The organism is Trueperella bialowiezensis (assembly GCF_900637955.1).
In the GTDB taxonomy this organism is placed as follows: domain Bacteria; phylum Actinomycetota; class Actinomycetes; order Actinomycetales; family Actinomycetaceae; genus Trueperella; species Trueperella bialowiezensis.
This window is the reverse complement of the sequence record NZ_LR134476.1, coordinates 1,975,764-2,001,196: the sequence shown is the minus strand read 5'-3', so window position 1 is coordinate 2,001,196 and position 25,433 is coordinate 1,975,764. Positions and strand designations below refer to the sequence as shown.

Below are 25,433 nucleotides of genomic sequence, written 5' to 3'. Positions count from 1 at the left end.
ATACTAACCGAGCTTTGCCCTGATCACGGCACTTGCCCACGCGCCTGCCGTTGCAGAACGGAGCACGTGTGCGCCGAGCAGTACCGGGCTCGCCCCGGCCTGCGTTAAGGCGTCGACTTCTGCCGGGCTGATCCCTCCTTCCGGGCCGATGATCACCATGATCTGCTCTGGCCCGGGTGTGTGCGGGAGAACATCGACGAGCCGCTGCGATGCCTCTTCGTGGCATAGGAAAACTTTTCCGGGAAACTCGGCGACCAGCTGGGCAAGTTCCGGGCTCGTCACCACGGGCTCGACACGCGGTACGAATGCTCGCCGCGACTGTTTGGCCGCCGCCCACGCAGTATCTTGCCACTTTGCTCGGCCCTTGCCGGCTCGGGCGGCGTCCCAGCGGACAATCGCGCGCTCGCTCATCCACGGAATGAACGCGTCAGCCCCAAACTCAGTGCACGTTTCCACGGCCTGTTCCGAGCGACCACCTTTGGCAAGGCCCTGCACGATCGTCAGGTGAATCCGCGGCGGTTCTTCCTGAAGTCGGCGAACCACTTTCCCGCGCACCTCGCTTTTTGCCACCGCCTCGACCTCGATAGTCAGGCGTAGCCCTTGCCCGTTTGCGACGTCGATCTGTTCGCCCGGCTGGGTCCGCCGCACCGTGGCTGCGTGGCGGCCTTCAGCTCCGCCGAGAATGACGACGTCGCTATCAGCCAGGTCCGGATCCAGATAGAGCGGCCTTGTCATCGACTTGTAAACCGCTCTTTCAAACGCGAAAAGACCGACGACGTGGTTTGCACAAGCTGCGGGGTGTCTTCTCCACGCATCCGAGCAAACTTTTCAAGGAGTTCGCGTTGGCCAGAATCCAGCTTCGTGGGCGTTGCAACTTGAATGTGAACTTTGAGGTCGCCGCGCCCACCGCGGTGGATCCGCCCCACACCTAGGTGCGGAAGTTTGATGACGTGACCGGACTGCGTACCAGGTTTGAGTTCCACTGTTTGTGTGCCGTCTAGCGTGTCGATCTCAGTGTGCGCACCCAGCGCCGCCGACGTCATCGGCACTTCAAGCGTGCACAGCAAATCATCGCCGTCGCGAGTAAACACTGGATCGGGCGCGATCTGTACTTCGGCGAACAGGTCGCCAGCAGGCCCGCCCGCGATTCCTGCATCGCCGCGGCCTGCAAGGCGGATGCGCATTCCGTTTTCGACGCCGGCCGGAACCTTGATCGTCACATTCTGGTTTGCTCGCACGCGCCCCTCCCCCGAACACTCACCACACGGGGTGACGATCACCGTGCCGAAACCTTGGCACTGCCCGCACGTCGTTTGAGCCATGACCTGGCCGAACAGGGACTGGGTCATCCGCTGCGTGGTGCCCGTGCCGTCACAGTTCGTACACGGCACGGGTTCCGTACCCGGCTCGGTCATATGCCCATGACAGTTGGGGCATTCGATGACGGCGTCGTGATTAATCTCCTTATCCGCGCCGAACACGACGTCGGATAGCGTCAAGTTCAGCCGAATAAGCGAATCCTGGCCGCGCCGAGTACGAGAGGCCGGGCCGCGGCGCGTATTACCGCCGCCAAAAAACGTGTCGAAAATATCTTGGAAGCCGCCGAATCCAGGTGCTGCCAGCCCGTTGCCGGACACGGCCGCTTCCCCACCAATATCGTAGAGTTGGCGCTTTTCCTCGTTCGACAGCACCTCGTAGGCCTTGTTGACCTCTTTAAACTCTTCTTCCGATCCGCCCCCGGCCTCGTCGGGATGCAGTAGACGTGCCTTCTTACGGTACGCCTTCTTAATTTCTGCCTGAGTAGCATCGCGGCTCACGCCGAGAATGTCGTAGTAATCAGCCACCTGTTTCCTTATCAATTAGCCGAAAGAATGTCGGAGAGATATTTTGCCACGGCATACACCGAGGACATCGCCGCCGGATAGTCCATCCGGGTCGGCCCAATAATGCCAAGTCTTGCCACTGTTTGCTGGTCAGAGCCCACATAGTTGGTGGACACCACAGAGGTTTCACTCAAAGCATCATTCACGTTTTCGTGCCCGATATCAACACGCAGCCCATCTTCCTTGTTAGCGAGCATGCGGAGCAACACGACCTGCTCTTCTATCGCGTCGAGCACGGGGAAGATGGATCGTTCAAAGTCGATGTCGTAGCGTGTGAGGTTTGCTGTGCCAGCGACGACAACGCGCTCTTCGGCCTCGTTGCGCAAGGTATCGGCAAGAGCTGTGCCGATCGTTGCGGCGGGCGCGTGAAGGCGCTTGGGAAGACGCTCTTGCACAGCCGCGAAGGCGCCGTCTATCTCGGCCAGTTGTAAACCTTCCAGCTCCTCGTTCAAGGCCGTGCGCAGTTGCGCGAACTCCTCATCAGACAGGCCGACAGTGGTTGTGACAACGCGCTGTTCCACACGCCCGGCGTCGGTAATAATCACCAGCAGAGCTTTCGACTCACTCAGCGCAACGACCTCAACGTGCCGCAGTGCCGTGCGACGCAACGACGGGTATTGCACCATCGCCACCTGATCCGTGATCGAGGCGAGAAGCCGGACGGCCCGGGCGATGACGTCGTCGAGATCGACCGCTTCAGACAGCATTTTTTCGATTGCGGCCCGCTCCCCCTTGGACAGCGGCTTGAGCTCGGCAATCTGATCGACGAATCGGCGATAGCCCTCGTCCGTGGGAACCCGGCCGGCGGACGTGTGCGGCTGGGCGATGAGGCCTTCTTCTTCCAACGCGGCCATATCATTACGCACGGTCGCAGGAGAAACCCCCAAATGGTAGCGTTCAACCACGGCGCGAGACCCAACGGGTTCGCCCGTCTTCACGTAATCTTGCACAATCGCGTTGAGCACCAACGCGCGCCTGTCACGTGCCACGACACCCTCCTCGCAATAGCACTCAGTCCTTTCGAGTGCTAATTCTACGCCGTGTCGAATAATTATCCAGCGGGCAAACTGACTACGCTCATCCCTATGGCTCCAACACAATTCTCTGCCGACCGCTACGGCCACGACGTGCTGGCCGCTCAGCCCGCGCCTGCAAGCCGTGAAGTTCCCGTGGAGGTCGGCATGGTTGTGGAGGAACCAGCCAGCGGTTTCGTCGGAGAAGTCATGTCTGTAGGCCGGGTGGCTGGCCAGTGGCAGATGGAGTTGGAAGACGCCGATTATCGGCGCCGTTCTTTCCCACTCGGCCCGGGCTTTTGGTTGGAAGGCAGACCCGTGTCGCTCACCCCTCCGCCGCCCAAAGACGCGCACGTCAAACCGCGCAGAAAAATCACTGCCTCCGGCTCGTTCCACGTTGACCACGAAGCACGGGTGGCCAAAGCCTCACGGATCTGGGTGGAAGGCAAACACGACGCCGAACTCGTGTCAAAAATCTGGGGCTCCGACCTCGCCTACGAGGGCATCATGATCGAAGAGCTCTTTGGTGCGGATCACCTTGAGGACATCCTCACAATGTTCGGCCCAAGTGACGCTAAACGTGCAGGAGTCATGCTCGATCACCTTGTGCCCGGCTCGAAAGAAGCGCGGATCGCACAGCGCGTGCAAGCAATGCCGGGCGTACTCGTGCTCGGCCATCCGTACGTGGATATTTGGCAGGCCATCAAACCATCCGTGATCGGGCTTCGGGCCTGGCCCGCCGTGCCACGCGGTGAAGACATCAAGGTGGGCACGCTCGCACGGATCGGCTGGCCACACGCCACGGCCGAAGACGTGGGGTTGGGGTGGAAACGAATCCTCGACTCGGTTCGCGACTACCGCGATCTGGAGCCCGCGTTTTTAGGCAGGATGGAAGAGCTCATCGATTTCGTCACCGCCGCCGGCAACTAACTCCCGCCCGCGCCTACTTCCACACGCTAGCGGGAAGATGGCGAATAATATCCGGTGCTTTCTGTGCCACCGTCTTCAGCCGCTCGATCTGGTCGTGACGTTTGCCATCAAACATGTAGGTGATCATGTCTCCACAAAAGTGTACTGCTTGCAGGCCGGGCCAACCGGCGATAAAACGCCGAACGGCGTCGTTAAGAAACTCTGGCACGTCACCATAACCTTCGTAGGTGAGCTCGCCGTCCGATACCCGTACTAGCGCTTCGGAAAACTCAGCTTCTGTGGCATCCGAACGCTGCGGCACCTCAATCGTAAAAAACATGTGCGTGCCAATCGAGGGCGCAACGAAGGAAACCGCACGCCACATCGGAACCGCTCGGCGCGGCGTAATCGCCTCAATGCCGGCAGCCTTGACGGTGATCGGCCAAAACTCGGGCGTGTACTCGGCGCGGAGCAAGAACTTAGCAAGGTTGTCAACGGTGTCTTTGACCCGCCAGCCTTCCGAGCGCATCCGCCCCTTTAATCGCGAGGCCTCGTCCCACGTTCCGGTGGACTTTTTCGATATCAGCGTATGCAGGGTGTAGAGCGTAGGCCCACCAAAGAGCACGGCGATCATTGCGATCACGATGTAATCACGGACGAAAATGATGCCCTCCGATCAAAGAAGTGCGCGTGTGACGGTATCTGCAAGCAGCCTGCCGCGGCGCGTCAGCCGTATCCGCCCGGCGAAAGCCGCTTTGGCTTCGATCAGCTCATCACCAATCAGCTGAGCCACAACCTCCGCGGGCGTGTTGTCAGGAATCACAATACCCTCTTTCAGCCGAATACCGAGCATGATGTTTTCCTCGCGCCGCTCCTGGGCGTTTAACTGTTCGCCGTCCGCAATCGGCAGCTCCCGTCCGGCAAGCTTCTGGCTGTAGGCGATGGGGTGTTTCACGTTCCAGAATCTCACGCCGTCAATATGTGAATGTGCGCCTGGGCCGAATCCCCACCAGTTCGAGTTCGTCCAATAGGCCCGGTTGTGTTCGGACTGCCGGCCAGGTTTGGCCCAGTTGGACACCTCGTACCAGTCATAGCCTGCTGCGGTGAGCGAGTCGTCAGCCATCTCGTATTTGGCGGCCAGCACGTCCGGATCAGGTTCGGGGAGCAGGCCGCGGCGCACCTGCGCACCCATTTTCGTGCCGTCCTCAATCGTGAGCCCATAAGCCGAAATATGCCCAGGTTCTAAGGCGATGGCCGCATCCAGTGAGGCCTGCCAGTCGTCTAAGCTCTCGCCTGGCGCGCCGTAAATCAGGTCCACCGAAAACTCAAGGCCGAGCTCGCTCGCCCAGCCGGCCACGGCTTCTACCTGACCGGGCGTGTGTTGCCGGTCCAGAACCGCCAGCACGTGCGAACGCGCCGACTGCATCCCAAACGAAAAACGGGTGAACCCAGCCTCTTGCAGCTCGGCCAAATACTGTTTTGTGACAGTCTCCGGGTTCGCCTCCGTTGTCACCTCACCAGCCGGATGCCCGAACGCATCGCCTAAAGCCTTCAGAATCCGCGCGAGGTCGCGTGCGGGAAGCAGAGTCGGCGTTCCGCCGCCGAAAAACACTGTACGCAGCGGCGCTACCGGCTCGATCAGTGCGCGCGCCGCGTCAATTTCGCGTAGGAGCGTGTCAGCAAATTCCGCTGCGCTTGCGCCCTGGCCAAAGTGAAGATTCGTATACGTGTTGAAATCACAATAGCCGCACCTAGCAGCACAAAACGGGATATGTACGTAGGCGGACAGCCGATCTACCGGCCCTGAAAGCTGCTCAGTAGTGAAAGGGTCAGCCACTAACCCGGATCGCCTCGACGTCGTAAATCTTCCGGCCAGCTTCAATGCCGCGCTTTTCGAAGCGGGTCATCACTCGGCCCGACCACCTGTCTGCAAACCCGCCCTGGTATTGGCCTTGATCGGCCGGGTCGGGGTTCTTGGACGAAAACGGGTTGGAAAAATACGGGCTGTTTTGCACCACATCGCGCATCTGCCACGCGTAATCCGCCCAGTCTGTGGCCATCCGCCAAATCCCGCCCATCTGAAGCACGAGCGCGGCCGTGGCCGCGAAGTCGTCGCTCACCAGCCGGCGTTTGTGGTGGCGCTTCTTCCGCCACGGATCGGGGAAGAACGTCCACAATTCCCGCGCCCGCGGATTTGCATCCGGGCCGTCACGGAAAATGATCGGCAGCGCCTGGGCGGCGTCTACTTCCATGATCCGCACGTTACGCACGCCCTCACGCACGGCGGCATTCACACAGCGTGCGACGCCGGGGCTCCACGCTTCCAGCGCGAGGAAGTTCCATTCGGGGCGAGCCAGCGCGGCTGCCATCGTCTGCTCCCCCGAACCCGGACCAATTTCAACGACGAGCGGGCCAGGCCGGCCGAATTCTTTCGTTAAGTTGATGTGGGCGTCGTCGGCAATCGTGGTTTGCGCTTCACCTTGCGGGTAGTCGATCACGTACTGGTCGCCGAACTCGGCCATGACCTCAGCGTACTTGTCACCTAGGCGCGAGCCACGCCGTGAAAACGATCGGATTCGCCCGTAGTTCGGGTTGTTCTCGCTCATTTCTTCTTCGACTCCGGCATGTCCGAGGAAAGCGCTGCCACGAACGCCTCTTGCGGCACGTCTACGCGCCCAATCGACTTCATGCGCTTCTTTCCTTCCTTCTGCTTTTCTAACAGCTTACGCTTACGCGAAATGTCGCCGCCATAGCACTTTGCCAACATGTCTTTACGCAGGGCGCGAATCGTTTCGCGAGCAATAATGCGGCTGCCGATCGCAGCTTGGACCGGGATCTCAAACTGCTGGCGTGGAATGAGTTCCTTGAGTTTGCCGGTCATTTCCACGCCGTAGCGGTAGGCGTCGTCGCGATGCACGATCGCGGAGAACGCATCGACCTTTTCACCGTTGAGCAAGATGTCAACCTTGACCAAATCGGCCTCTTGTTCGCCCTCTTCCTTGTAGTCAAGCGAGGCGTAGCCGCGTGTGCGGGATTTGAGCTGGTCGAAAAAGTCAGTGACGATCTCCGCCAGTGGCAGGCGGTAGCGTAGCTCCACCCGATCTTCAGACAGATAGTCCATGCCCTGCATGGAACCACGGCGCTGCTGGCACAGGTCCATCGTTGCGCCCACGTACGACGACGGCGTCAAAATCGTAGCGTTGACCATCGGCTCGTAGATTGTTTGAATCTTGCCTTCCGGGAACTCCGACGGGTTGGACACCACGTGTTCGTGGCCGCCCTCTGCAATCACCCGGTAGATGACCGATGGTGCGGTCGCAATGAGATCAAGATCGAATTCGCGGGACAGACGCTCGGTGATGATCTCCAGGTGGAGCAGGCCGAGGAAGCCGCAGCGGTAGCCGAAGCCCAGCGCGACTGAGTTTTCCGGCTCGTAGGTCAGGGCGGCGTCGTTGAGCTTGAGCTTGTCGAGGGCGTCGCGAAGAGCCGGATAGTCGGAGCCGTCGATCGGGTAGATTCCGGAAAACACCATCGGTTTGGGATCCCGGTATCCGGCAAGTGGGGTGTCAGCTGGCTTGCGGGCGTCCGTGACCGTATCGCCCACGCGCGACTGGCGCACTTCTTTCACGCCCGTGATCAGGTATCCCACTTCGCCCGCGCCCAGCCCAGCAGCCGGTTTTGGCTCTGGAGAGATGACCCCGATTTCCAACAGTTCGTGATCGGTGTGCGTGGACATCATTTGTACCCGCTGGCGGGGTGCCAACGCGCCGTCCACCACTCGCACGTACGTGACAACACCGCGGTAGGAGTCATATACAGAATCGAAAATCATGGCTCGTGGCTCGCCTGCAGGATCGCCGGATGGTGCAGGGATTTCCTCGATAATCCGGTTCAGCAAGTCTTCAACGCCCTCGCCAGTCTTGCCCGATACTCGTAGCACCTCGCTCGGATCCACACCAAGCAGACCGCCGATTTCTGCCGCGTATTTGTCCGGATTGGCAGCTGGCAGGTCGATCTTGTTGAGCACGGGAATAATGGTGAGGTCGTTTTCGATCGCCATGTAAAGATTTGCCAGCGTCTGTGCTTCGATGCCCTGGGCGGCGTCGACGAGCAAAATGGCGCCCTCGCAAGCGGCAAGCGAACGTGAGACCTCGTAGGCGAAATCGACGTGGCCTGGCGTGTCGATCATGTTGAGCACGTAGGCTTCGCCATCCACCGACCATGGCATGCGCACTGCCTGCGATTTGATCGTGATACCGCGTTCGCGTTCGATGTCCATCCGATCCAGGTACTGCGCGCGCATTTCCCGATCAGAGACGATGTCGGTCAGCTGCAGCATCCGATCGGCAAGGGTTGACTTGCCGTGGTCAATATGCGCGATGATGCAGAAATTGCGGATCCTCGACTGGTCAGTCGCAGAGGGCTGAATCTCTTTCAGCTCAGCAACGTTCGAAACTGGCACGAAACTCCTTCAGATCATAGTTCTGTTCCACGATACCAGCGCCACCCGCCACGAGCCGCACCGGTACATGTGAATTTTCGCGGGCGGCGCGTCCTGGCAGCACGGTACTGCCAGCGGATGGCCACTCGTGACACAATGGGGCCATGAGTTTAGGTGCCGGATCACTCAATCTTGTTCTGCCTGTCCTCGAACGGCTTTCGCGCGCTCCCGGGCAGGCGCTCGTGGTCCTTTCTGCCGTAGCTAACGCTATTCTCCTCGTGGTCGGTTGGCTTGCTGGGAGCAGGCAGTCGAGCGTGTCGGCGTGGTTACCCTTTTGCGTCGGTTTAGTTTCCACTGGTGTGCTCGTTTTCTTTGCTGTGCGCCGCCAGCGTCTGGAAAACAGGCTTGATGCCTATCTTGATCACCGTGTTGAAGCCACCGCGGACACTCCTGCGGTTGTCATTGATGAGGACGGCAATACCATTCCCGGGCCCAATCCGGCAGGAATGAAACAAGAAGCAGAGCGGTTAGCGACGCGAGATCGGCAGCGCGCCGCTGAGGCCGAATCCGCGCACAGAAAAGACACGTTCATGGCACGTCTGGAAGCTGCGCAACGAGCAGCGATAGCCGCAGCTGGAGGTATCGAGGCCGCGCCGCATTTAAAGGACGACCTGCGCTGGACGATCCTCAGCGCAATCATCACGCTGGTGGGGTTGCCCGTCGTCGGTATTTTCACGCTCGTCGCATTCTTCATCCTATTTTAAGGGGTTATGTTGGTGGACAGATCAATGTGGTCGAATCTGAAGAGAATCACCCGGCGGCTCACGTCACTCGCCAGCCCGCCACCTCGCAAGCCTGGCACCTCACGAGCACCCAAGCGTGCTGCTTCACCATCTCCTCAGCACAGCGCCTCACCGTTTCCGGGGCCGCACGAGAAAGCGGTGGAATACGACGTCGCACGCTTCGGCCTGCCCGACTTCGAATACGAACCCGTTCGCAACGGGGCGCCTGATCCTGGCGAAGTTGTGTGGACGTGGGTGCCGTTTGACGAAAACGACGGGCGTAGAAAAGATCGCCCGGTGCTCGTCGTCGCCGACACGGAAGAGCACGTCATTTTTGCGCAAATGACGTCGAAAGACAAAACGCCAGCCGCCAGCAGGGAGGCCAAGCACGGCCGGTATTGGATGGACATCGGAACAGGCGGCTGGGATCCACGCAGGCGACCCTCCGAGGTGCGGCTCGATCGCCTGCTTGTAGCTCACGGCAGCCAGATTCGCCGGGAAGGCTCCTATGTGCGTAAAGATATTTTTGACGACGTCGTGCGCGCCATCAAGAATGTGCATAGCTGAGCACACATATTTGCCTGAATTGCGCGCTCAGCCAAATAGCGCTTCAATTTCGCTGCTATCTGGAACCCATCAAGCGTTATCACCTAGGGTGGGTGACGTAAGCGCCCCAGCGGCGAAGAACGAAAGAAAGGCGCAAACATGGGTCTCGCAGATGACGCGAAGAACAAGTTCGAAGAGACGAAGGGCAAGGCCAAGGAAACCATTGGCGAGAAGACGGGCGATGACGCCCTCGAGTTTGATGGCAAGAAGGAGCAGGGCTCGGCCGCCATCAAGGATGCTGTCTCCACTGTGAAGGACGAGGCGAAGAAGCTGGCCAACAAGGTTCAGGAAGCCTTCTCCGGCGATGATGACGAGGACAACAAGGCAGAGTAACACCAGCCTAAGTAGCGTAAAGGCTCTGCAAAAGTGAGCAGATGCACCGCTGTTCGCGCGTGCTCCCGCTTTTGCGGAGCCTTTCGCTTTGCTAAAATCTTCTCTTGGACTTTGAACCTGGTCGGGTGAAAGGTCCGGTCATTCTTCTTCCACGGGCGCCCCACGCCTCAGTCCGAAGGTGACAAGCCCTCAACCGACCGAGGCCCTTTGCGGCCACCATTTCAAACGAAAGAGTTATTCAGTGGCAAACATTAAGTCCCAGATTAAGCGGAACAAGACCAACGAGAAGCGCCGCCTGCGCAACAAGGCGGTCAAGACGGAAGTTCGCACCCTCATCCGTAAGACGCGTGAGGCTGTGGAAGCCGGCAACGTTGAGGAAGCCCAGGAAGGCCTGCGTGTTGCAAGCCGTAAGCTTGATAAGGCTGTGTCCAAGGGTGTTCTGCACAGGAACAATGCTGCCAACCGCAAGTCGAAGCTTGCCAAGCTGGTAGCAACTCTCGACAGCTAAGTTCTACAACTCAGCTAAAGATTGGGGGCGAGCCGTGTGGCTCGCCCCCAATATTTTTCAGACCGCTTTACAGGTAGCTGTTGATCTGCTCCACCGAGTCTTTGGCGTCGCCGAGCAACATCTGCGTGTTGTCGTTAAAGAACAGCGGGTTTTGCACGCCGGCATAGCCTGCGTTGCCCATAGACCGCTTGAACACGATCACTTTGTCTGCTTCCCAGACCTTAATCACTGGCATGCCAGCGATCGGCGAACCGGGTTCTTCAGCTGCAGGGTTGACCGTGTCGTTAGCACCGATGACGAGCACGACGTCGGCCTCACCCATCTCGTCGTTCACTTCGTCCATTTCGTACACGATGTCGTAAGGGACGTTAGCTTCGGCAAGGAGCACGTTCATGTGCCCGGGCAGGCGGCCTGCCACCGGGTGGATGGCGAACGTGACGTCCACGCCACTTGCTCGTAGCTTTTCCGTCATTGACGCCACCGGGTACTGAGCTTGGGCGACGGCCATGCCGTAGCCGGGGGTGATGACGACCTTCTTGGCACCCTTGAGCATCTCAGCGACTTCTTGCGCATCGGTTTCCGTATGCGTGCCGTAGTCCTTCGCTTCGCCCGAGATCGTGCCATCCGAGCCGAAACCGCCGAGGATCACAGAGACGAACGAGCGGTTCATCGCCTTGCTCATAATGTACGACAGGTAGGCACCCGACGAACCAACGAGCGCACCGGTAATAATAAGCAGGTAATTGTTCAGGGTGAAGCCGGCCATCGCGGCAGCCCAGCCCGAATACGAGTTGAGCATCGACACGACGACGGGCATGTCTCCCCCGCCGATCGCAGCCACCAAATGTACGCCCAGTGCTAGTGCAATGATTGTCAGCAAAATGAGCGGGATGAAACCCGAGCCTAGGGAGCGCGTGTGTGCGAACCAGACAATGAGCACAATCGAGATAACGATTGCTCCACCGTTGAGCCAATGTCGCGCCGGCAGCACGAGCGGAGCGCCGGAGACTTTTCCGGATAGCTTGGCGAACGCCACGATCGATCCTGTGAACGTGACAGCGCCGATGAAGACGGCCAGACCCACCTCGCCCATGTGGAAAGCGTTGTAGATGGAATCCCGGCCAGGTTCAAGGATGAACGAGTTGTACCCCACGATCACGGCGGCAAGGCCGACGAACGAGTGCAACAGCGCGATCAGTTCCGGCATCTGCGTCATCTCGACGCGGCGGGCAACCGGTATCCCCACGCCCGCACCGATCGCCAGAGCCAGAATGATAAGGATCGCGGCCAGAGCGGCGTTGCCTTGCACGTTGGCAAGAACTACCCAGATCGTGGCAAAGAGCGCCACGCCCATGCCGACCATGCCGAGGCGGTTGCCGGCCTTCGCCGTCGTCTGCTTGGACAGCCCCGCTAAAGCAAGAATGAAGAGAACGGCTGCCGCAATGTATGCCAGCGTTTGGAAGCGAATCTCAATCGGCATTTCCATAGTAACTAGATCCATGTTTAACTCCTATGGAACATCTTGAGCATCCGCTCGGTGACGGTGAATCCACCAAAGATATTGATCGATCCCACCGCGACCGCAAGGAACGCGAGGATTTGTACTGCCACGTTGTCGGAGCCGATTTGAAGCAGGCCACCGACGACGATGATTCCCGAGATCGCGTTCGTCACTGACATCAGTGGCGTGTGTAGCGAATGGGTGACCGCTGTGATGACGTAGAAGCCAACCACGACGGCGAGAATGAAGACCATGAAGCTGCCATCCATGCCCGGTGGGGCCGACAGGATAAGCCAGGCGAAGATCGCTACGGCGGCGAGCTTCCACCAGTGTTTAGCAAGCCAGGACTTTTCCTGCTGTGGCGGAACAGCCTCAGGTTGCGGCTGGGCGGGCGGCGGGCTCGCCGGTGCGGCCGACACTTGGACTGGCGGCGGCGGGAACATGATCTGATCCTCCAGCGTGACGAGCATTTGCCGTACGATCTCATCATCCAGATCGAGGTGGAGGTTGCCGTCTTTGCCCGGCGTCGTGAGCTTGAAGAAGTTGACGACGTTCTGGCCGAAGAGCTGCGAGGCCTGGCTGGGCAGGCGGCAGGCGAGCTCGGTGTATCCGATGATGGTTACGCCGTTGTCGGTGACGACCACCTCGTCAGGCTGCGAGCCGACGACGTTCCCGCCGTTTCCGGCGCCCATATCAACAACGACGGAGCCCGGCTTCATGTTTGCAACCGCGTCGGCGGTGAGCAGGATTGGGGAACGCTTGCCCGGAATAGCGGCCGTGGTGATGACGATGTCTGCCTCGGCGGCTTGCTGTGCGTATAGCTTTTCAGCTGCGCGGGCTTGTTCTTCGCCCATTTCTTTCGCGTAGCCGTCTGCGGATTCTTGTGCTGCCACCGGAATTTCAACGAACTGTGCGCCCATCGATTCCACTTGTTCGGCGGTTTCGGCACGCACATCGGTGGCCTTGACGATGGCACCCATCGATTTTGCCGTACCGATGGCGGCCAGGCCGGCAACGCCTGCGCCGATCACATAGACGGTTGCTGGCGGCACTTTACCCGCGGCGGTCACCTGCCCGGAGAACACTCGTCCAAACTGGTTCGCTGCCTCGATGACAGCACGGTAGCCGCCCACGTTCGCCAGCGAGGACAGCACGTCCATCGACTGCGCACGGGAAATACGCGGCACCATATCCATCGCCAAACCGGTAATCCCCCGGCTCGACAGCTCGCCTAGCAGCGCTTCGTTACTGCGCGGCGACATGCGTGCGATCAGCGTGGCACCGCGCCGCATGAGATCAAGTTCTGTCTGCCCGGGAGCGTCAATCGCCGTGACGATATCTGCCGCCCATACTTCTTCCTTATTCGTGATCAGCGCCCCGGCGTCGGCATAATGAGAATCAGGGAAACTCGCAGCCACGCCAGCGCCACTTTCGACAGCGACGTCGTAGCCGAGTTTGACTAATTTCCCTACCGTATCGGGAGACGCGGCAACGAGAGCCTGCCCTGCAGGCTCGCGGGGTACACCTATCCGCACCTTTGCTCCTTCATTCGTGTGTGCCTTGCGTGTTACGCTTTGGCCTCTTTTAGCTTAATCGCCTACGCGCGGGCGCGCATAAAGACACGGCGGTTACCGACGGGTGCGTAGCTTAGCGATGTTGACGATTGCTCGTTCGACTGCAAATTCCGGATCGCGTGATTGGCCTTTCACGTCCGCATCTGCTTGCGCGATCAGTCCGATTGCGCGGGCGAGAGTTTCGTTGTTCCATCCACGCAAGTCAGCTTTTGCTCGTTTGATCTGCCAGTCGTTAATCTTCAGGTGCACTTTGGTTCGTGCCGATCTCTGGCCAAGCACTTGGGCCATTGCGCGGAACTTCGCGGCAAGCGCCCCAACGATTGCGACCGGCGAGTTACCGGTAGCGATCGCGTGCCGTGACAGTTCAACGGCGCGGCCTGCGGTTCCTGCGACGACGGCGTCGGCCACGTTGAACGCCGTCGCTTCGACTCTGCCAGCAAAATAGGTATCCACGTGATCTTCGTTAATCGTGCCGTCCACATCCGCAAGGAGTTGGCTCACGGCGGCAAGCAGTTCGCGCAGGTCAGATCCCATGGCTGCAACGAGGGCGTCCACGGCGTCGGCTGTTATCCGCCGTCCTGCTGCGCGCACGTCGTTCATGACGAGCTTGTTCTTTTCGCTTGCATATTTCACTTTCGCGATTGTGACGGTGGGGACCTTGGCTTTGCGAAGCGCGTCGAGTACTTTTTTGCCGCGTGCTCCCCCGTTGTGGCGCAGCACGAGGATCGACTCAGGATCAGGGGCTTTGAGATAGTCCAGCAAGTCGTTTTGGAAAGGTGCGGAGAGCTTTTCTAGGTTGGGCACGAAGACCGCCTTGGGCTCCCCGAAGAGCGATGGGCTCAGCAGCACGGTGAGATCACCTGGCGCATAAGCTGCGGCGTCGATATCCACCAGGTCCGTGTTCGGATCGCGTTCGCGCAGACGCGTGCGAATGGATCGCACGGCGCGATCACCCAGCACGTCTTCCCCACTTTTGATCAGCATGATCGGTGCAAGCTCTACCTCAACCATGGCCACATTATTCCATGCCTGCACGGCTCGCGAAGACCGCTGTTGAAAACTAAGTAGGTACCGCTTTCTAATACCGGTTTCTGAGCGTAGAAAAAGCGAAGACGAGAACAGCTACAGTCATAGCCCACGTGGCGTTCGACGTCGTCACAAGCACATTCCATTCTTGGGGTACGTCTACCGTTCGATAGCCGAATCCGATCATTGGGAAAGCGCACAGCATCGGCGGCAACAGCTGCCATGCGCGATCAAGGAAGCCTGCTGAACAGATCGAAACACCAGCAAAGAAAGCTGTCGCGAACAGCATCGGCGGCAAACATGACTCAACGTCAAATTCTGCGTGTATTTGAACAAAAATGATCCCGACAATGCTTACCACTACAAGGAAAAAGCAAGTACAGCAAACGGTAAGACGACCCGATACTGTCTTGTCCTATTTCCACGTAAAAGCTCTTGATCGGAAGCAACAGGGTTTACTATAACTCCACAGAGTATGCCGAGAATGCATGGTAGAGCGCGGTAGATTTCTAACTCGCGAATCCCATTGAGCGCCATTATCCCATACGACGATGGCATGATCGCGAACGCGACAATCGTTATCAACACCGTAGCCGGTAAGATCACATGAATGCGCCGGATGCGCAGGAAAAGCAAACTGTGATTCCACTGCCTAGCCGAGAAGTTGCTCATAATGCTTCTCCAGCTCTTCAATGCTATTTGAAGCCGGGAACGTTGATGGTCCACAATAGCTGATCGATCCATTGTTCATAACAATGAGATCATCGGCTAGTACATGAACATCTTCGACGAGATGTGTGCTTAAAATGCACAGTGAGTTGGAAAGTGAACGAAGCAAGCGGCGGAATTGCGAGCGTTGCTTCGGATCGAGTCCCACAGTCGGCTCATCAAGGACAAGTAAGGGTGGCTGTCCGGCTAATGCAGCAGCAATTCCTGCTCGCTGATACATGCCCCCAGAGAGCTTTGACAGCCTGGTGCTAGCCTCGTCGGTCAGCTCCACCTTTTCTAACGCTTCTTGGGCTGCGCCAATGAGGGAACCGTTGTACTCACGCATCCACAGCGCATACTCAACAAATTCTTGGGTAGTGAACGACATATCCGCCTGATGATTCTGCGGCAAGTAACCGATTGACTTGCGTAGCACGCGTACGCTCGCCTTGTCACGAACGTCAACGCCTAACACACTAAGCTCGCCGGCCTGCGGAGAATACTGTGTGGTGAGCGTTTTAATTAACGTTGACTTGCCTGCACCGTTAGGGCCCAAGAGGCCGACCAATTTCGCCCCGGAGAGTGCAAACGTTAATGAGTGTAAAACCTCTTTTCTCCCGTAGCCTTGCACAAGGCTGTCGGCTTTGATGGTTAAACTATTCATGAAATTCACCCTTCAGAGATTTCGCAGGTATCACGAAAATGAGTGAGATAGTCCGCTAGCTTCGCGATCTGATCTTCACGAGAAAGCGGTGCCAGCTGAGCCCCAAGACTGTGACTAGATTCTGTGTATTCTTGGTTACCAGAAGAAAAATCTGAGTATCCGATATCACCGTATGTCCAGTTGGTCATCAAATCTAAAAGAAGAAAATGATTCATCCGGACCTCATCATCAGATAACGGACTAACTGAGCTATCACACTGCCATAATGAAGGATCAACGTAACCGCGGGCTGCTGCCCAAGATCCTTCAGCAGCACCAAATGGGTAGATTACTCTTATCTGCGTATATTCAGGATATTCCCGAACCGCACCATCAACAACTGAGGCTTCATCAGAAATTCTTTTGATGTTTGGCTCAGCATATAGCGTCGGCTCCATATCGGCTCCGATCGTATCCATCATTTCGCGAAAATTTTCAGCGTACATCACTAAGTGAGGCAACTTATATTCGTCTTCAGGCCATACACAGACCATGTCAGATCCGACATCCTGACAAGTTGGTGGAATGGCACTCGTACGCGGTTTGGTATCGAGCGTAATGGGAGTGGCAATCCAGACTGAAGCAACTACGACGATAAGCGCTGTCGTCCCCAGAACTTTTCTAAGTTGTATTCCCTTAGCCCAAACGCTTGTCCAAAGACCGCAAAGAACGATCATAGTAAGGATTAGCATTCGCACCAATGCGTTCATGTCGAAGCTGATCCACGTGTAAGACTCCCTTGCAGGTTGTATAGAAAACGTTAGCGCGAAAAAAAACTAAAACATATGACAGAAGTACACCGATAATTGGATTCTCAATAAGGAATGCGATGAGCCAACCCATCACGATAGCAAAAATCAGAGAAGCTGCCGTGAGGGCAACGTATTCGGGCTCCAGATAGCCACGCCCGGTCAAGACCGCTGAACCGATCATAATGACAGCGCTCAAAGTCCCCAGCGGAATTAACGCTAGTCGAATTACATCCGCAGTGAAAAAGCGCGCATTGAGCCATGTCCGTGACGCCACCGCAACGACGCTATCACTCGCTGTCTTTCGCGCTCGATGCTCAAGGTAAGCAAATCCACCAACTAACCCGAACGCGTACACAAAAGAGCAATAGATTCCCGGCCCAACTCCGTGATAACTAACCTTCCAGTCGTTGAAAATGGTGACTGAAAAAAATAATGCCACCACAGTCACGATCAATGAGCGTAACATTTGCGGGCGCCTAAAAAGGAGCCGCGTCATCAAAACTCCTATCTGATCACACGCTGACTTAGTATGTTAGAGTTTCAGTTCTAGCTAAAATATGTTTGAGCTGTATGAACATTGCCCAGACATTTAGTCTGGGCAATCTGATACGCACTGGTACCTTTGGTCACGTAAACTCTCGAACTCACTCGTGTCGCCTGGCCAGTACACCAAACCTTTGTCTGTACATGGCCAGAAATCTCAGCTTTATAACAATCAGTCCAAGCTTGATTTCCATTTATGTACGCCTGACAGCCAGCGACTTTAGTCCCTCGGTATCCCACTCCCGCATGAGCAGGCACTGCCACGGCACCTGCTAGGGCAACTGCCGCTAAGGCAATTGCGGCAATTCTTTCTTATTCTTCACGGCTCTTCCTCTCTCCTTGTTGAGAACCATTTAATCCAAGCCTACAGTGGCGCTGATCACTTGTCTTTAGAAAAAACGAAACTCAAGCGTTCGCTATAAGCGGATTTTGTAGCGAATTGAAAAGCGGTTTACCGGAGCGTGTGTTTTAACATCCAGAGATGACCGACTGCGCCGTCAACGTGATCATTCCGCACTGATCCGTGCGCGCCACGATGGGAGCGTCCCATATCTCGAGGGCTCGCTCGGTCGGATGCCCATAGTCGTTCTCCCCCACGGAAAATAGTGAGATTCGCGGATTGAGTGATTCGGCTAGTTCTGGGCTTTGATCCGCTGCTCCGTGATGGCCGGCAATAACCACGTCAATATCGTGGACGACACCCGTTAACGTGACCTGGCGTTCATAGGGAGCATCCGATAGGACGAGCACCCGGTGCGAATCAGTGTTCATGACGACGACGAGCGAGTCGGCATTCGTACTGGTTACCGCGCCCGTCGTTATTCTGGGCCCGACGACGTCGATAAACGTTTCGCCAGTATCATCGCGATACGTCTCCCCCGGCGCGACCGACCGATGCTGAATCCCGGAGCTATCGAGCAACTCGAAGGCTGGATCGGAATTGTAATGCGGATGCAGGTTGCGTGAATACCAGACTTCGGCCACGGTCACTGTAGCCAGCAGTTCTTCTAGCCCGCGTACGTGATCAGCATCAAAATGGCTAATGATCAGCAGATCGAGATGCTCGATACCCGCGGCCTCCATGCATCCCGAAATGTTTCCGCCTTCTGGCCCAACGTCCATGAGCACTGTCCGTCCGCCGCGGCGAGCAACGAACGCTGAGCCTTGGCCGACGTCACACTGGATTGCTTCCCAGTTTGACGTCTTTGCACTGCCGGGGGTCAACACCGGCAGGCGAAGAAAGAATGGCACTAAAGCTGCTGAGCAAAAAAGCACGCCGACGGCGATAAGGATCATGCGAAGTTTTTCACGCCAGATAGCGCACACAACAGCAGCGAGGATGCACACCTGGCCCGCGAATGCGACTGGCGTAGGTAGATGTGAACCCGGGAAGGAAATGAGTACGTGAGTAACTCCTGCCATCCATCCGGTAAATAATTCACAGACTCGGAGCACTGGCACTGCTACGAATGGTGCAACGGGCAGTGCGAGTGCCCCAGCCATGCCCAGGATTGTCAAGGGCGCAACCACCGGGGCCACAAGCGCGTTCGCGATCGCAGACCAAAGCGAGGCAACCTCTTGGATACGGAAAAGCAGTGGCCCAGTCGCTACCGCGGCAATGACGGATATTGCGAGTACGTCCGCGAGCGCGGACGGCATGTGTTCACGCAGGTGGCGTTGCAGTGGGTATCCAAAGGCGATGATGGCGCCGGTTGCGATGGCGGATAGTTGGAAGCCGAGGCTGCGAGCAAGGTCGAGATCGGTAAGTGCGACGATCAGTACGGTCAGGCACAGGAGCGGAAATGCGGAACTTGATCGGCGAATCGCCACCGCGATGCAGACGAATATTCCCATGTATCCGGCGCGCAGAACTGAGGCTTCTGCTCCGACGAGTTCAACAAGGCCGGCAAGTGCGAGCAAACTGACGAGGCCGGCAAGTAGGGGGCGTGTGCGTCCGATGATGGCGAGGACGACGCCGATGGCTAACGAGACGTGCGAGCCGGATACGGCGGTCAAGTGTGACAGGCCGAGGATTCGCATGTTCTCAGTGGCGTCTTCCGGTAGGCCGGTGTCGTCTCCGACGACGACACCGGGGATGAGCTGGGCGTGCCAGGGTCTATCAGCTACCGCTTCTTTGAGTGCACTTCGGATCGTCTCGGTCGTGCTCGGCTCGCTCACCTCCTGCACGTCGCTGAGTTCCAGTGCGGCCACCGCGGAAAAGTCTGCAGGCAAAGATCGCAGGGTGCCTGTTCCGTGGAAGTCGCTGCCACGGGTGAGGGCTGCGGCATGTGGCACGGATTCAGACCACCTGATGAGAACCCCCTGGGTGGACGTGTGGGTCTCGGTGCCAGACGTGATGGTATGCACGTTGGCGCGGGCTGAGTAGCCGCCGTTGCGATAGCGCGGATAGGAGTCAATGACAGCGTTGACGCTCACCGTGGCGCTGTCGGTGGCAAGTTTCGTGACGGCGTCGCTAGCTTGGACCACGGCGTGAGCCACGCCCGTCACACAAGATGCTAAAACCGCTATCCCGCAGATTGTTAACAGCCAGCGCCTATTGAGCAGCCCGGCGAGCAAAACAAGCGCGCCAATCGCACTCAGCACGAGGTAATCTGCTGGCTTGATGATGGCAATACCCCAGCAGATCAGCGCCGGAAGAAGGAGGCGGTAATCGTGCACGGGTAGTCCTAGGACACCCGCACGTGGTCTCGCAAGCGTTCCAGTGTTTTCGGCCCAATTCCGCTTACTTCCGTCAGTTCGTCAACGGAGCGAAAATTCCCGTGTTCATCGCGCCAAGCGATAATAGCCTGTGCGGTCACCGGCCCTATGCCGGGTATTGTTTCGAGTTCCGCCTGCGATGCGGTGTTGACATTAACCTTTTCCTTGCCCGCGCTACCGCCAGCGTTACCTGCTCCGTCTGTTCCTTGACCGTGATCTGTTGCGCTCCCGGAGACCACTCCGCCCGGGCCTGCTTCTCCCTGAGCGGGCACGTGAACATGACTTCCATCCTCGATACGTTGAGCGAGATTGATGGCCGATAGATCGGCGTCGTCGCTGGCTCCCCCAGCGGCGTCAACGGCATCGACCACGCGCACAGCCCCCTGCAACGTGACGACGCCCGGGCTGCGCACCGCACCGGACACGTGGACGACAACCTCACTCGAGCTAGCCTCGCCGTCAGATTCGCTACCCGGCGCATTGGAGGTCTCACTGGTGGCCGGATCTGGCGTTGCTTCTACCCGCACCGGCGCGGTTTGGCTCTCGTCTTTCGGCGGGATGGCAGAAACGTTGACCGAGCGCGACGACAGCGCGGCAATAATGGCAGACAGAGTAAGAACGGTCAGAAATATCGCAACCAGCCGTAGCGAACGCCCGTCGAGCACAAAACGCCTCCGCACAGGCTCAGCTTCGGCCGTAGCGCTAGTGGTCAGCGAGCCGACGTCGTCGCCAGCACCGGCACGCAGTGCCTGGCGGGCAAAACTCTGCGCTTTCCCCCACTGGCCACCATTGTGACGCACGCGAGGCGATCTGCGGGTGGGGGTTCGGCGCGGAGGTGGAGATGTCATGCAGCTATTGTGCGCGTGACGAAGACGAGCCCCGGCACGTTACCCACAGGCATCGCACATGACGCCCATGTGGCGACCTGTTGATAATGATTCAGTTTCCGCTAAAGCCCGCCGCCTGATAGCTCAACGTGGCCGTCATCCTGCGCGACTGCCCTGCTGCCACTCGAATGGAACTGGCCGCGTCGGGCCGGTTAAACGCGTCTGGAACATGGGACATCGCCGCAATCTGTATCGACTCGCGCGCACCAAGGTTCAAACCATCACCAGTATTGAGGTGCACAACCGGCGCCTCACCAGGCTCTTGCGTGAGGACAATCTGCGCATTCGACGCCGGATCAACCACGCGGGTAGCAACCACCCCGTAGTTATCCGGCACGAGCCCGCGATAGTAATCGTCAAGCTTAACTGCGCCGAGGTAGTCAATTTTCATCGGCGCCTTCACCCCGGCATAGGCAGACTCACCAGGTAGTGGAACGCCGTACCTCGTGGTCAAAATCCGAGTACGAGCCGGCACGGATACTCCAAGGTTCGATACCGCACTCAGTCCGGGCAGTTTCACGTGCGGGCTCCACCCCAGCGATAGCGGCGCCGCCGTATCCGCACGGTTGACGGCAACAATCGTCACCGACAGGTGCTCTTCCCCATCCGCACCCGAGTCGAGTGAATAATGCACGGCTACCTCAACCGGCCACGGATACCCCGGCGTCGTCGGCAATTGCGCACGAAGCGACAGCGTCGAACCAGCTGAGCTTAGGCAAAAGTCTTGCTCATATGCCAGTCCGCGCGCGTCGTCGCCAATCTCGTAGTCAACCCCGTCAAAACTATAGGACCCGCCGTCGATAGCTCCTGCCCACGGCGCCATAATCAGCGCGCGTCCACCTACAGCCGCATCAAGCTCCTTGGCATCAACATAGCTCGATATCAACTCCACACCGGGCTGGGGTTGCCAGGACACGAGGGTTGCGCCCCTGCTGGACACCACCGCGGTAGCTCCAGTAGGAGAAACAATCTTCCACGCATTCCGCCCGAATGCCTCCACCTCGGAGATGTCGATAGCGGCCATCACGTGCCCTTTCTGTTGAGTTCGAACAACTGTAACGCGTCTCGAGTAGTAAGCAGACCCCATTCCAGCCTGTGGACGGAGTCTGCTTGGAATGCCGGCGTTTTACGGCACCACGTTCACCAAGTTCGGTGCCCGGACAATCACCTTACGCGGCTCACCATCCAGGAACTTTTGCACCTTCTCGGACGCCAACGCGAGCTTTTCCAGCTCGTCCGCAGAAATATCCGGTGCGACCTCGAACCGGTCCCGCACCTTGCCCTTGACCTGGACGATCGCGGTGACCGTGTCATCTTCCAGCAGCGATTCATCGGTGACCTGCGGGAACGGTTCGTAGGCCAGCGACTCGTCATGACCAAGCCGCTCCCACAGTTCCTCGGCCACGTGCGGCGCCACGGGAGCAACCATCAACACGAGCGCCTCGGCAACCGAACGCGGAACATCGCGCGTTGTCAAATGATTGTTGAGCACAATCATCTTGGCAATCGCCGTGTTGATGTGCATGTTCGCGTAGTCCTCAGCCACGCCCACAATCGTCCGGGCTGTCAGCTTCGCCGTTTCCAGATCCGGCTCTTCATCAACGACGACGATCTGCCCAGTTTCTTCATCGACAACGTTGCGCCACAGCCGCTGCAAGAAGCGATGCGCGCCCACAACCGCCCGGGTTTCCCACGGGCGATCCACATCAAGTGGGCCCATCGACATTTCATACACCCGGAACGTGTCTGCACCGTACTGTTCAGCCATCTCATCGGGGGTGACAATGTTCTTCAGCGACTTGCCCATCTTGCCGTATTCACGGTTGACCTGCTCGCCGTTCCACATGTACGTGACCTCGCCCGAACCGTCTGCGGCAGCAACTTCTTCCACCTCATCGGCCGGAACATACTGGCCGCGAGAATCAGTGTAAGCGTAGGCCTGTACGTAACCCTGGTTGAACAGCTTGTGGAACGGCTCCGAGGAGCTCACATGCCCCAGATCGTAGAGCACCTTGTGCCAGAAACGGGCATACAGCAAGTGCAACACGGCATGTTCGACGCCGCCGACATACAGGTCGGTACCGCCAGCCTTCTTCTTCTCGTTCGGACCCATCCAGTATTCTTCAACCTGCGGATCAACAAACTTTTCAGTGTTATTTGGATCCAAGTAGCGTAGCTCGTACCAGCACGAACCAGCCCAGTTCGGCATCGTGTTCGTGTCACGCTTATACATCTTCGGCCCATCGCCCAGATCGAGCTCGACGTTCACCCAGTCATCAAGACGGCCGAGCGGCGGCTCCGGGTTGGATTCGGCGTCGTCGGGATCGAACGAACGCGGCGTGTAGTCCGGCGTGTCGGGAAGTTCGACCGGAAGCATCGATTCTGGAAGATCGTGGGGGTGGCCGTCCTCGTCATAGACGATCGGGAACGGTTCACCCCAGTAACGCTGGCGGGAAAACAGCCAGTCCCGGAGCCGATAGGTGACAGTCGCCTCGCCCAGCCCCTTGCTCTCGAGCCATTCGGTGATCGCTTTGACTGCCTCATCAAGATGCATACCATTAAGCGAAATCTCGTCGTTCGCCGAATCAATGATCTCGCCGTCGGCTTCCCACGCCCTATCCCACTCGAAGCCATCTTCCGGTTTCATCGTGGGAATGATGGGCAGATCGAAGGCCTTAGCAAAATCGAAATCACGCTGGTCGTGTGCCGGCACGGCCATAATCGCGCCCGTACCGTATCCCATCATCACGTAATCAGCAGTGAAGACGGGGATCTTCTTCCCGTTGACCGGATTGGTGGCGTAGATACCGGTGAACACGCCCGTCTTTTCACGGGTGTCATCAGCGCGATCAACCTCGGACTTGCGGGCGGCCTGTGCCTGATAGTCAGTGACGGCGACGCCGGGCGTGCCAGCCCCGCCCGTCCACACGGCCTTCGTACCTTCCGGCCATTCGCGCGGAATCCCAGAACCGGCAAGCATCGGATGCTCGGGGGAAACCACCATGAACGTTGCGCCGAACAGGGTGTCCGGGCGGGTAGTAAACACGCGCAGCGTGTGATCGCCGTCGGCACTGTGCGCAACGAAATCCACTTGCGCGCCGTGCGACTTGCCGATCCAGTTGCGCTGCATGAGCCGCACCTTTTCCGGCCAGTCCACCAGATCAAGATCCTCGGCAAGGCGATCAGCGTAGGCGGTAATCCGCATCATCCACTGGCGTAGCTCGCGTTTGAAGACGGGGAAGTTTCCACGTTCGGAACGCCCTTCGGCGGTGACTTCTTCATTAGCCAGCACGGTTCCCAGCCCGGGGGCCCAATTCACCGGAGCGTAGTCAATGTAGGCCAGACGCTTGCTATCAACTGCCTGGCGGCGCTCATCCTCGGACAGTTCGGACCACGGCCGACCATCCGGCGTCGCAACTGTTCCCTGCTCGTATGCCTCAATAAGTTCACTGATCGGGCGAGCACGACCAACCGTGCCTGGTGCGCGACCGGGCGCGTCGGCGTCGTACCACGAATTATAAATCTGCAGGAAAATCCACTGGGTCCAGCCCATGAAGTCGACGTCGGTGGTGGCCACAGACCGGCGCTTTTCATGCGACATGCCAAGCCTGCGCAGCTGACGGGCCATGTTCGCAATATTTTCCTCGGTGGTCACCCGCGGATGCTGGCCGGTTTGTACAGCGTACTGTTCAGCAGGAAGACCAAAGGAGTCATATCCCATCGTGTACAGCACGTTCTTGCCCTGCATACGCGCAAAACGTGCGAGCGTATCGGTAGCAATGTAGCCAAGCGGGTGGCCAACGTGCAGCCCTTTACCTGACGGGTAAGGGAACATGTCCAGCAAGTAATACGGATCCTTCGTGAGCTTCTCACCATCTGCAGGCGCCAAATCTCCTACCGGATTCGGGGCTTGAAAAGTCTCATTCTCATCCCAGCGATCTTGCCACTTCAGTTCAATCTGGTTCGCAAGCTCTGCCGTATACCGATGCGCTGGCGTGTTCATATTACTCCTTTGACTAATCGCGGCCATTCTATCCAAGCCCGCACCCCTGACCTGGTGAGAGCCACTGTGAGAGACGTGACTTTCGCCGTACACTGGAGTCATGGCTAGTGTTTTTTCGAAGATTATTGCAGGCGAACTCCCCGGAAATATCGTGTGGAAAGACGAGCACTGTGCTGTCATCTCAACGATCGAACCGATGCGCCCCGGTCACGTCATGGTGATCCCCATCCGCGAGGTTGATAAGTTCAACGACGTCGAGCCGGAAGTTTTCGCCCACATGGCGAAAGTTTCGCAGGTGATCGCCTCGGCACAAGAACGCGCTTTCGGAGTGCCGCGCGCTGTGGCAGCCATTTTGGGTTTCGAAGTTCCGCACACCCACATTCACGTGATTCCAGCCGAGAGTGAAGAGGCCGCCTACGTGCAAAACGCCCAGCAGGCACCCGCGGAAGAGATTGCTCAGGCGATGGACAAGCTTCGCGAAGCGCTTTCTAGCATGGGCTACGCGGATAAGATTCCGGGGCGTGCGAACTAGAAACTCGGCAT

General features: G+C 58.1%; 24 protein-coding genes. 6 read left to right on the top strand and 18 right to left on the bottom strand.

Annotation, left to right across the window (positions count from 1 at the left end):
- Positions 1-3: 3 nt before the first annotated feature.
- The 3 genes from EL234_RS09070 to hrcA are packed head-to-tail and all read right to left on the bottom strand — an operon-like array spanning position 4 to position 2,872.
- Entirely contained in the window at positions 4-735 is a 732-nt protein-coding gene (locus EL234_RS09070) for a 16S rRNA (uracil(1498)-N(3))-methyltransferase (protein ID WP_126417144.1), read from the bottom strand.
- A complete protein-coding gene (gene dnaJ, locus EL234_RS09065) occupies positions 732-1,844 on the bottom strand; it encodes a molecular chaperone DnaJ (RefSeq protein ID WP_126417143.1) in 1,113 nt (370 codons plus the stop codon). The genes EL234_RS09070 and dnaJ overlap by 4 nt, the downstream gene beginning before the upstream one ends.
- An 11-nt stretch (positions 1,845-1,855) precedes the next feature.
- Positions 1,856-2,872, bottom strand: a complete 1,017-nt coding sequence (gene hrcA, locus EL234_RS09060) for a heat-inducible transcriptional repressor HrcA (protein ID WP_126417142.1) — start codon at positions 2,870-2,872, stop codon at positions 1,856-1,858.
- 96 nt (positions 2,873-2,968) lie between these two features.
- Between hrcA and EL234_RS09055 the strand changes: the two genes are divergently transcribed.
- On the top strand, positions 2,969-3,826 hold the full coding sequence (locus EL234_RS09055) for a DUF3097 family protein (protein WP_126417141.1): 858 nt from the start codon (positions 2,969-2,971) through the stop codon (positions 3,824-3,826).
- Between the two features lie 13 nt (positions 3,827-3,839).
- On the opposite strand, the gene EL234_RS09050 is transcribed toward EL234_RS09055, so the two are convergent.
- From EL234_RS09050 to lepA, 4 genes are read right to left on the bottom strand one after another with little or no spacing between them, the layout of a single operon-like run.
- Positions 3,840-4,448 (bottom strand): hypothetical protein, encoded by a 609-nt coding sequence (locus EL234_RS09050; protein ID WP_126417140.1) that lies wholly within the window; start codon positions 4,446-4,448, stop codon positions 3,840-3,842.
- A gap of 33 nt (positions 4,449-4,481) precedes the next feature.
- A complete protein-coding gene (gene hemW / locus EL234_RS09045; RefSeq protein ID WP_126417139.1) occupies positions 4,482-5,642 on the bottom strand; it encodes a radical SAM family heme chaperone HemW in 1,161 nt (386 codons plus the stop codon).
- Positions 5,635-6,411 carry a tRNA (guanosine(46)-N7)-methyltransferase TrmB gene (gene trmB / locus EL234_RS09040; protein ID WP_126417138.1) on the bottom strand — a complete coding sequence of 259 codons (777 nt, stop codon included), beginning with the start codon at positions 6,409-6,411 and terminating at the stop codon, positions 5,635-5,637. Before trmB ends, hemW begins: the two co-directional genes overlap by 8 nt.
- Positions 6,408-8,267, bottom strand: coding sequence for a translation elongation factor 4 (gene lepA, locus EL234_RS09035; protein ID WP_126417137.1), 1,860 nt, complete (start codon positions 8,265-8,267; stop codon positions 6,408-6,410). Before lepA ends, trmB begins: the two co-directional genes overlap by 4 nt.
- A gap of 143 nt (positions 8,268-8,410) precedes the next feature.
- Here lepA and EL234_RS09030 point away from each other — a divergent pair, with 143 nt between their 5' ends.
- The 4 genes from EL234_RS09030 to rpsT all read left to right on the top strand — a co-directional run bounded on the left by EL234_RS09030 (position 8,411) and on the right by rpsT (position 10,475).
- Entirely contained in the window at positions 8,411-9,010 is a 600-nt protein-coding gene (locus tag EL234_RS09030; RefSeq protein ID WP_126417136.1) for a hypothetical protein, read from the top strand.
- Between the two features lie 12 nt (positions 9,011-9,022).
- A complete protein-coding gene (locus tag EL234_RS09025) occupies positions 9,023-9,595 on the top strand; it encodes a type II toxin-antitoxin system PemK/MazF family toxin (RefSeq protein WP_241969015.1) in 573 nt (190 codons plus the stop codon).
- A 138-nt stretch (positions 9,596-9,733) separates the two neighbouring features.
- Positions 9,734-9,967, top strand: coding sequence for a CsbD family protein (locus tag EL234_RS09020; protein WP_126417135.1), 234 nt, complete (start codon positions 9,734-9,736; stop codon positions 9,965-9,967).
- Between the two features lie 241 nt (positions 9,968-10,208).
- Positions 10,209-10,475 (top strand): 30S ribosomal protein S20, encoded by a 267-nt coding sequence (gene rpsT, locus EL234_RS09015; protein ID WP_126417134.1) that lies wholly within the window; start codon positions 10,209-10,211, stop codon positions 10,473-10,475.
- Positions 10,476-10,542: 67 nt separating this feature from the next.
- On the opposite strand, the gene pntB is transcribed toward rpsT, so the two are convergent.
- The 11 genes from pntB to leuS form a co-directional block, all read right to left on the bottom strand.
- A complete protein-coding gene (pntB, locus tag EL234_RS09010) occupies positions 10,543-11,976 on the bottom strand; it encodes a Re/Si-specific NAD(P)(+) transhydrogenase subunit beta (protein ID WP_197718438.1) in 1,434 nt (477 codons plus the stop codon).
- Positions 11,977-11,978: 2 nt separating this feature from the next.
- On the bottom strand, positions 11,979-13,511 hold the full coding sequence (locus tag EL234_RS09005) for a Re/Si-specific NAD(P)(+) transhydrogenase subunit alpha (RefSeq protein ID WP_126417133.1): 1,533 nt from the start codon (positions 13,509-13,511) through the stop codon (positions 11,979-11,981).
- A 93-nt stretch (positions 13,512-13,604) separates the two neighbouring features.
- On the bottom strand, positions 13,605-14,561 hold the full coding sequence (gene holA / locus EL234_RS09000) for a DNA polymerase III subunit delta (RefSeq protein WP_126417132.1): 957 nt from the start codon (positions 14,559-14,561) through the stop codon (positions 13,605-13,607).
- Positions 14,562-14,628: 67 nt separating this feature from the next.
- Positions 14,629-14,865 (bottom strand): hypothetical protein, encoded by a 237-nt coding sequence (locus tag EL234_RS08995; RefSeq protein WP_126417131.1) that lies wholly within the window; start codon positions 14,863-14,865, stop codon positions 14,629-14,631.
- Positions 14,866-15,228: 363 nt separating this feature from the next.
- Positions 15,229-15,948: an ABC transporter ATP-binding protein gene (locus tag EL234_RS08990; protein WP_126417130.1), complete on the bottom strand. Its 720-nt coding sequence runs from the start codon at positions 15,946-15,948 to the stop codon at positions 15,229-15,231.
- A gap of 5 nt (positions 15,949-15,953) precedes the next feature.
- Positions 15,954-16,664, bottom strand: coding sequence for a hypothetical protein (locus EL234_RS08985; protein WP_126417129.1), 711 nt, complete (start codon positions 16,662-16,664; stop codon positions 15,954-15,956).
- Positions 16,624-17,235 carry a hypothetical protein gene (locus EL234_RS08980; protein ID WP_126417128.1) on the bottom strand — a complete coding sequence of 204 codons (612 nt, stop codon included), beginning with the start codon at positions 17,233-17,235 and terminating at the stop codon, positions 16,624-16,626. The genes EL234_RS08985 and EL234_RS08980 overlap by 41 nt, the downstream gene beginning before the upstream one ends.
- A 515-nt stretch (positions 17,236-17,750) precedes the next feature.
- Entirely contained in the window at positions 17,751-19,961 is a 2,211-nt protein-coding gene (locus EL234_RS08975; protein WP_126417127.1) for a ComEC/Rec2 family competence protein, read from the bottom strand.
- A gap of 8 nt (positions 19,962-19,969) precedes the next feature.
- The gene (locus EL234_RS08970) at positions 19,970-20,848 is read right to left on the bottom strand and encodes a ComEA family DNA-binding protein (RefSeq protein ID WP_126417126.1); all 879 of its coding nucleotides are present in this window, start codon (positions 20,846-20,848) and stop codon (positions 19,970-19,972) included.
- A 91-nt stretch (positions 20,849-20,939) separates the two neighbouring features.
- Positions 20,940-21,911, bottom strand: coding sequence for an aldose 1-epimerase (locus EL234_RS08965; RefSeq protein WP_126417125.1), 972 nt, complete (start codon positions 21,909-21,911; stop codon positions 20,940-20,942).
- Between the two features lie 102 nt (positions 21,912-22,013).
- Complete coding sequence (leuS, locus tag EL234_RS08960; protein ID WP_241969013.1) at positions 22,014-24,890, bottom strand: leucine--tRNA ligase; 2,877 nt, start codon at positions 24,888-24,890, stop codon at positions 22,014-22,016.
- Between the two features lie 100 nt (positions 24,891-24,990).
- Here leuS and EL234_RS08955 point away from each other — a divergent pair, with 100 nt between their 5' ends.
- Complete coding sequence (locus tag EL234_RS08955) at positions 24,991-25,422, top strand: HIT family protein (protein ID WP_126417124.1); 432 nt, start codon at positions 24,991-24,993, stop codon at positions 25,420-25,422.
- Positions 25,423-25,433: the final 11 nt, after the last annotated feature.

Coding starts and splice junctions, on each gene's coding strand:
- EL234_RS09070 (WP_126417144.1), bottom strand. CDS start 735: ATGACAAGGCCGCTCTATCTGGATCCGGACCTGGCTGATAGCGACGTC.
- EL234_RS09055 (WP_126417141.1), top strand. CDS start 2,969: ATGGCTCCAACACAATTCTCTGCCGACCGCTACGGCCACGACGTGCTG.
- trmB (WP_126417138.1), bottom strand. CDS start 6,411: ATGAGCGAGAACAACCCGAACTACGGGCGAATCCGATCGTTTTCACGG.
- EL234_RS09030 (WP_126417136.1), top strand. CDS start 8,411: ATGAGTTTAGGTGCCGGATCACTCAATCTTGTTCTGCCTGTCCTCGAA.
- EL234_RS09020 (WP_126417135.1), top strand. CDS start 9,734: ATGGGTCTCGCAGATGACGCGAAGAACAAGTTCGAAGAGACGAAGGGC.
- pntB (WP_197718438.1), bottom strand. CDS start 11,976: ATGGATCTAGTTACTATGGAAATGCCGATTGAGATTCGCTTCCAAACG.
- holA (WP_126417132.1), bottom strand. CDS start 14,561: ATGGTTGAGGTAGAGCTTGCACCGATCATGCTGATCAAAAGTGGGGAA.
- EL234_RS08995 (WP_126417131.1), bottom strand. CDS start 14,865: ATGCTGTTCGCGACAGCTTTCTTTGCTGGTGTTTCGATCTGTTCAGCA.
- EL234_RS08990 (WP_126417130.1), bottom strand. CDS start 15,948: ATGAATAGTTTAACCATCAAAGCCGACAGCCTTGTGCAAGGCTACGGG.
- EL234_RS08985 (WP_126417129.1), bottom strand. CDS start 16,664: ATGATCGTTCTTTGCGGTCTTTGGACAAGCGTTTGGGCTAAGGGAATA.
- EL234_RS08980 (WP_126417128.1), bottom strand. CDS start 17,235: ATGACGCGGCTCCTTTTTAGGCGCCCGCAAATGTTACGCTCATTGATC.
- EL234_RS08970 (WP_126417126.1), bottom strand. CDS start 20,848: ATGACATCTCCACCTCCGCGCCGAACCCCCACCCGCAGATCGCCTCGC.
- EL234_RS08965 (WP_126417125.1), bottom strand. CDS start 21,911: ATGGCCGCTATCGACATCTCCGAGGTGGAGGCATTCGGGCGGAATGCG.
- leuS (WP_241969013.1), bottom strand. CDS start 24,890: ATGAACACGCCAGCGCATCGGTATACGGCAGAGCTTGCGAACCAGATT.
- EL234_RS08955 (WP_126417124.1), top strand. CDS start 24,991: ATGGCTAGTGTTTTTTCGAAGATTATTGCAGGCGAACTCCCCGGAAAT.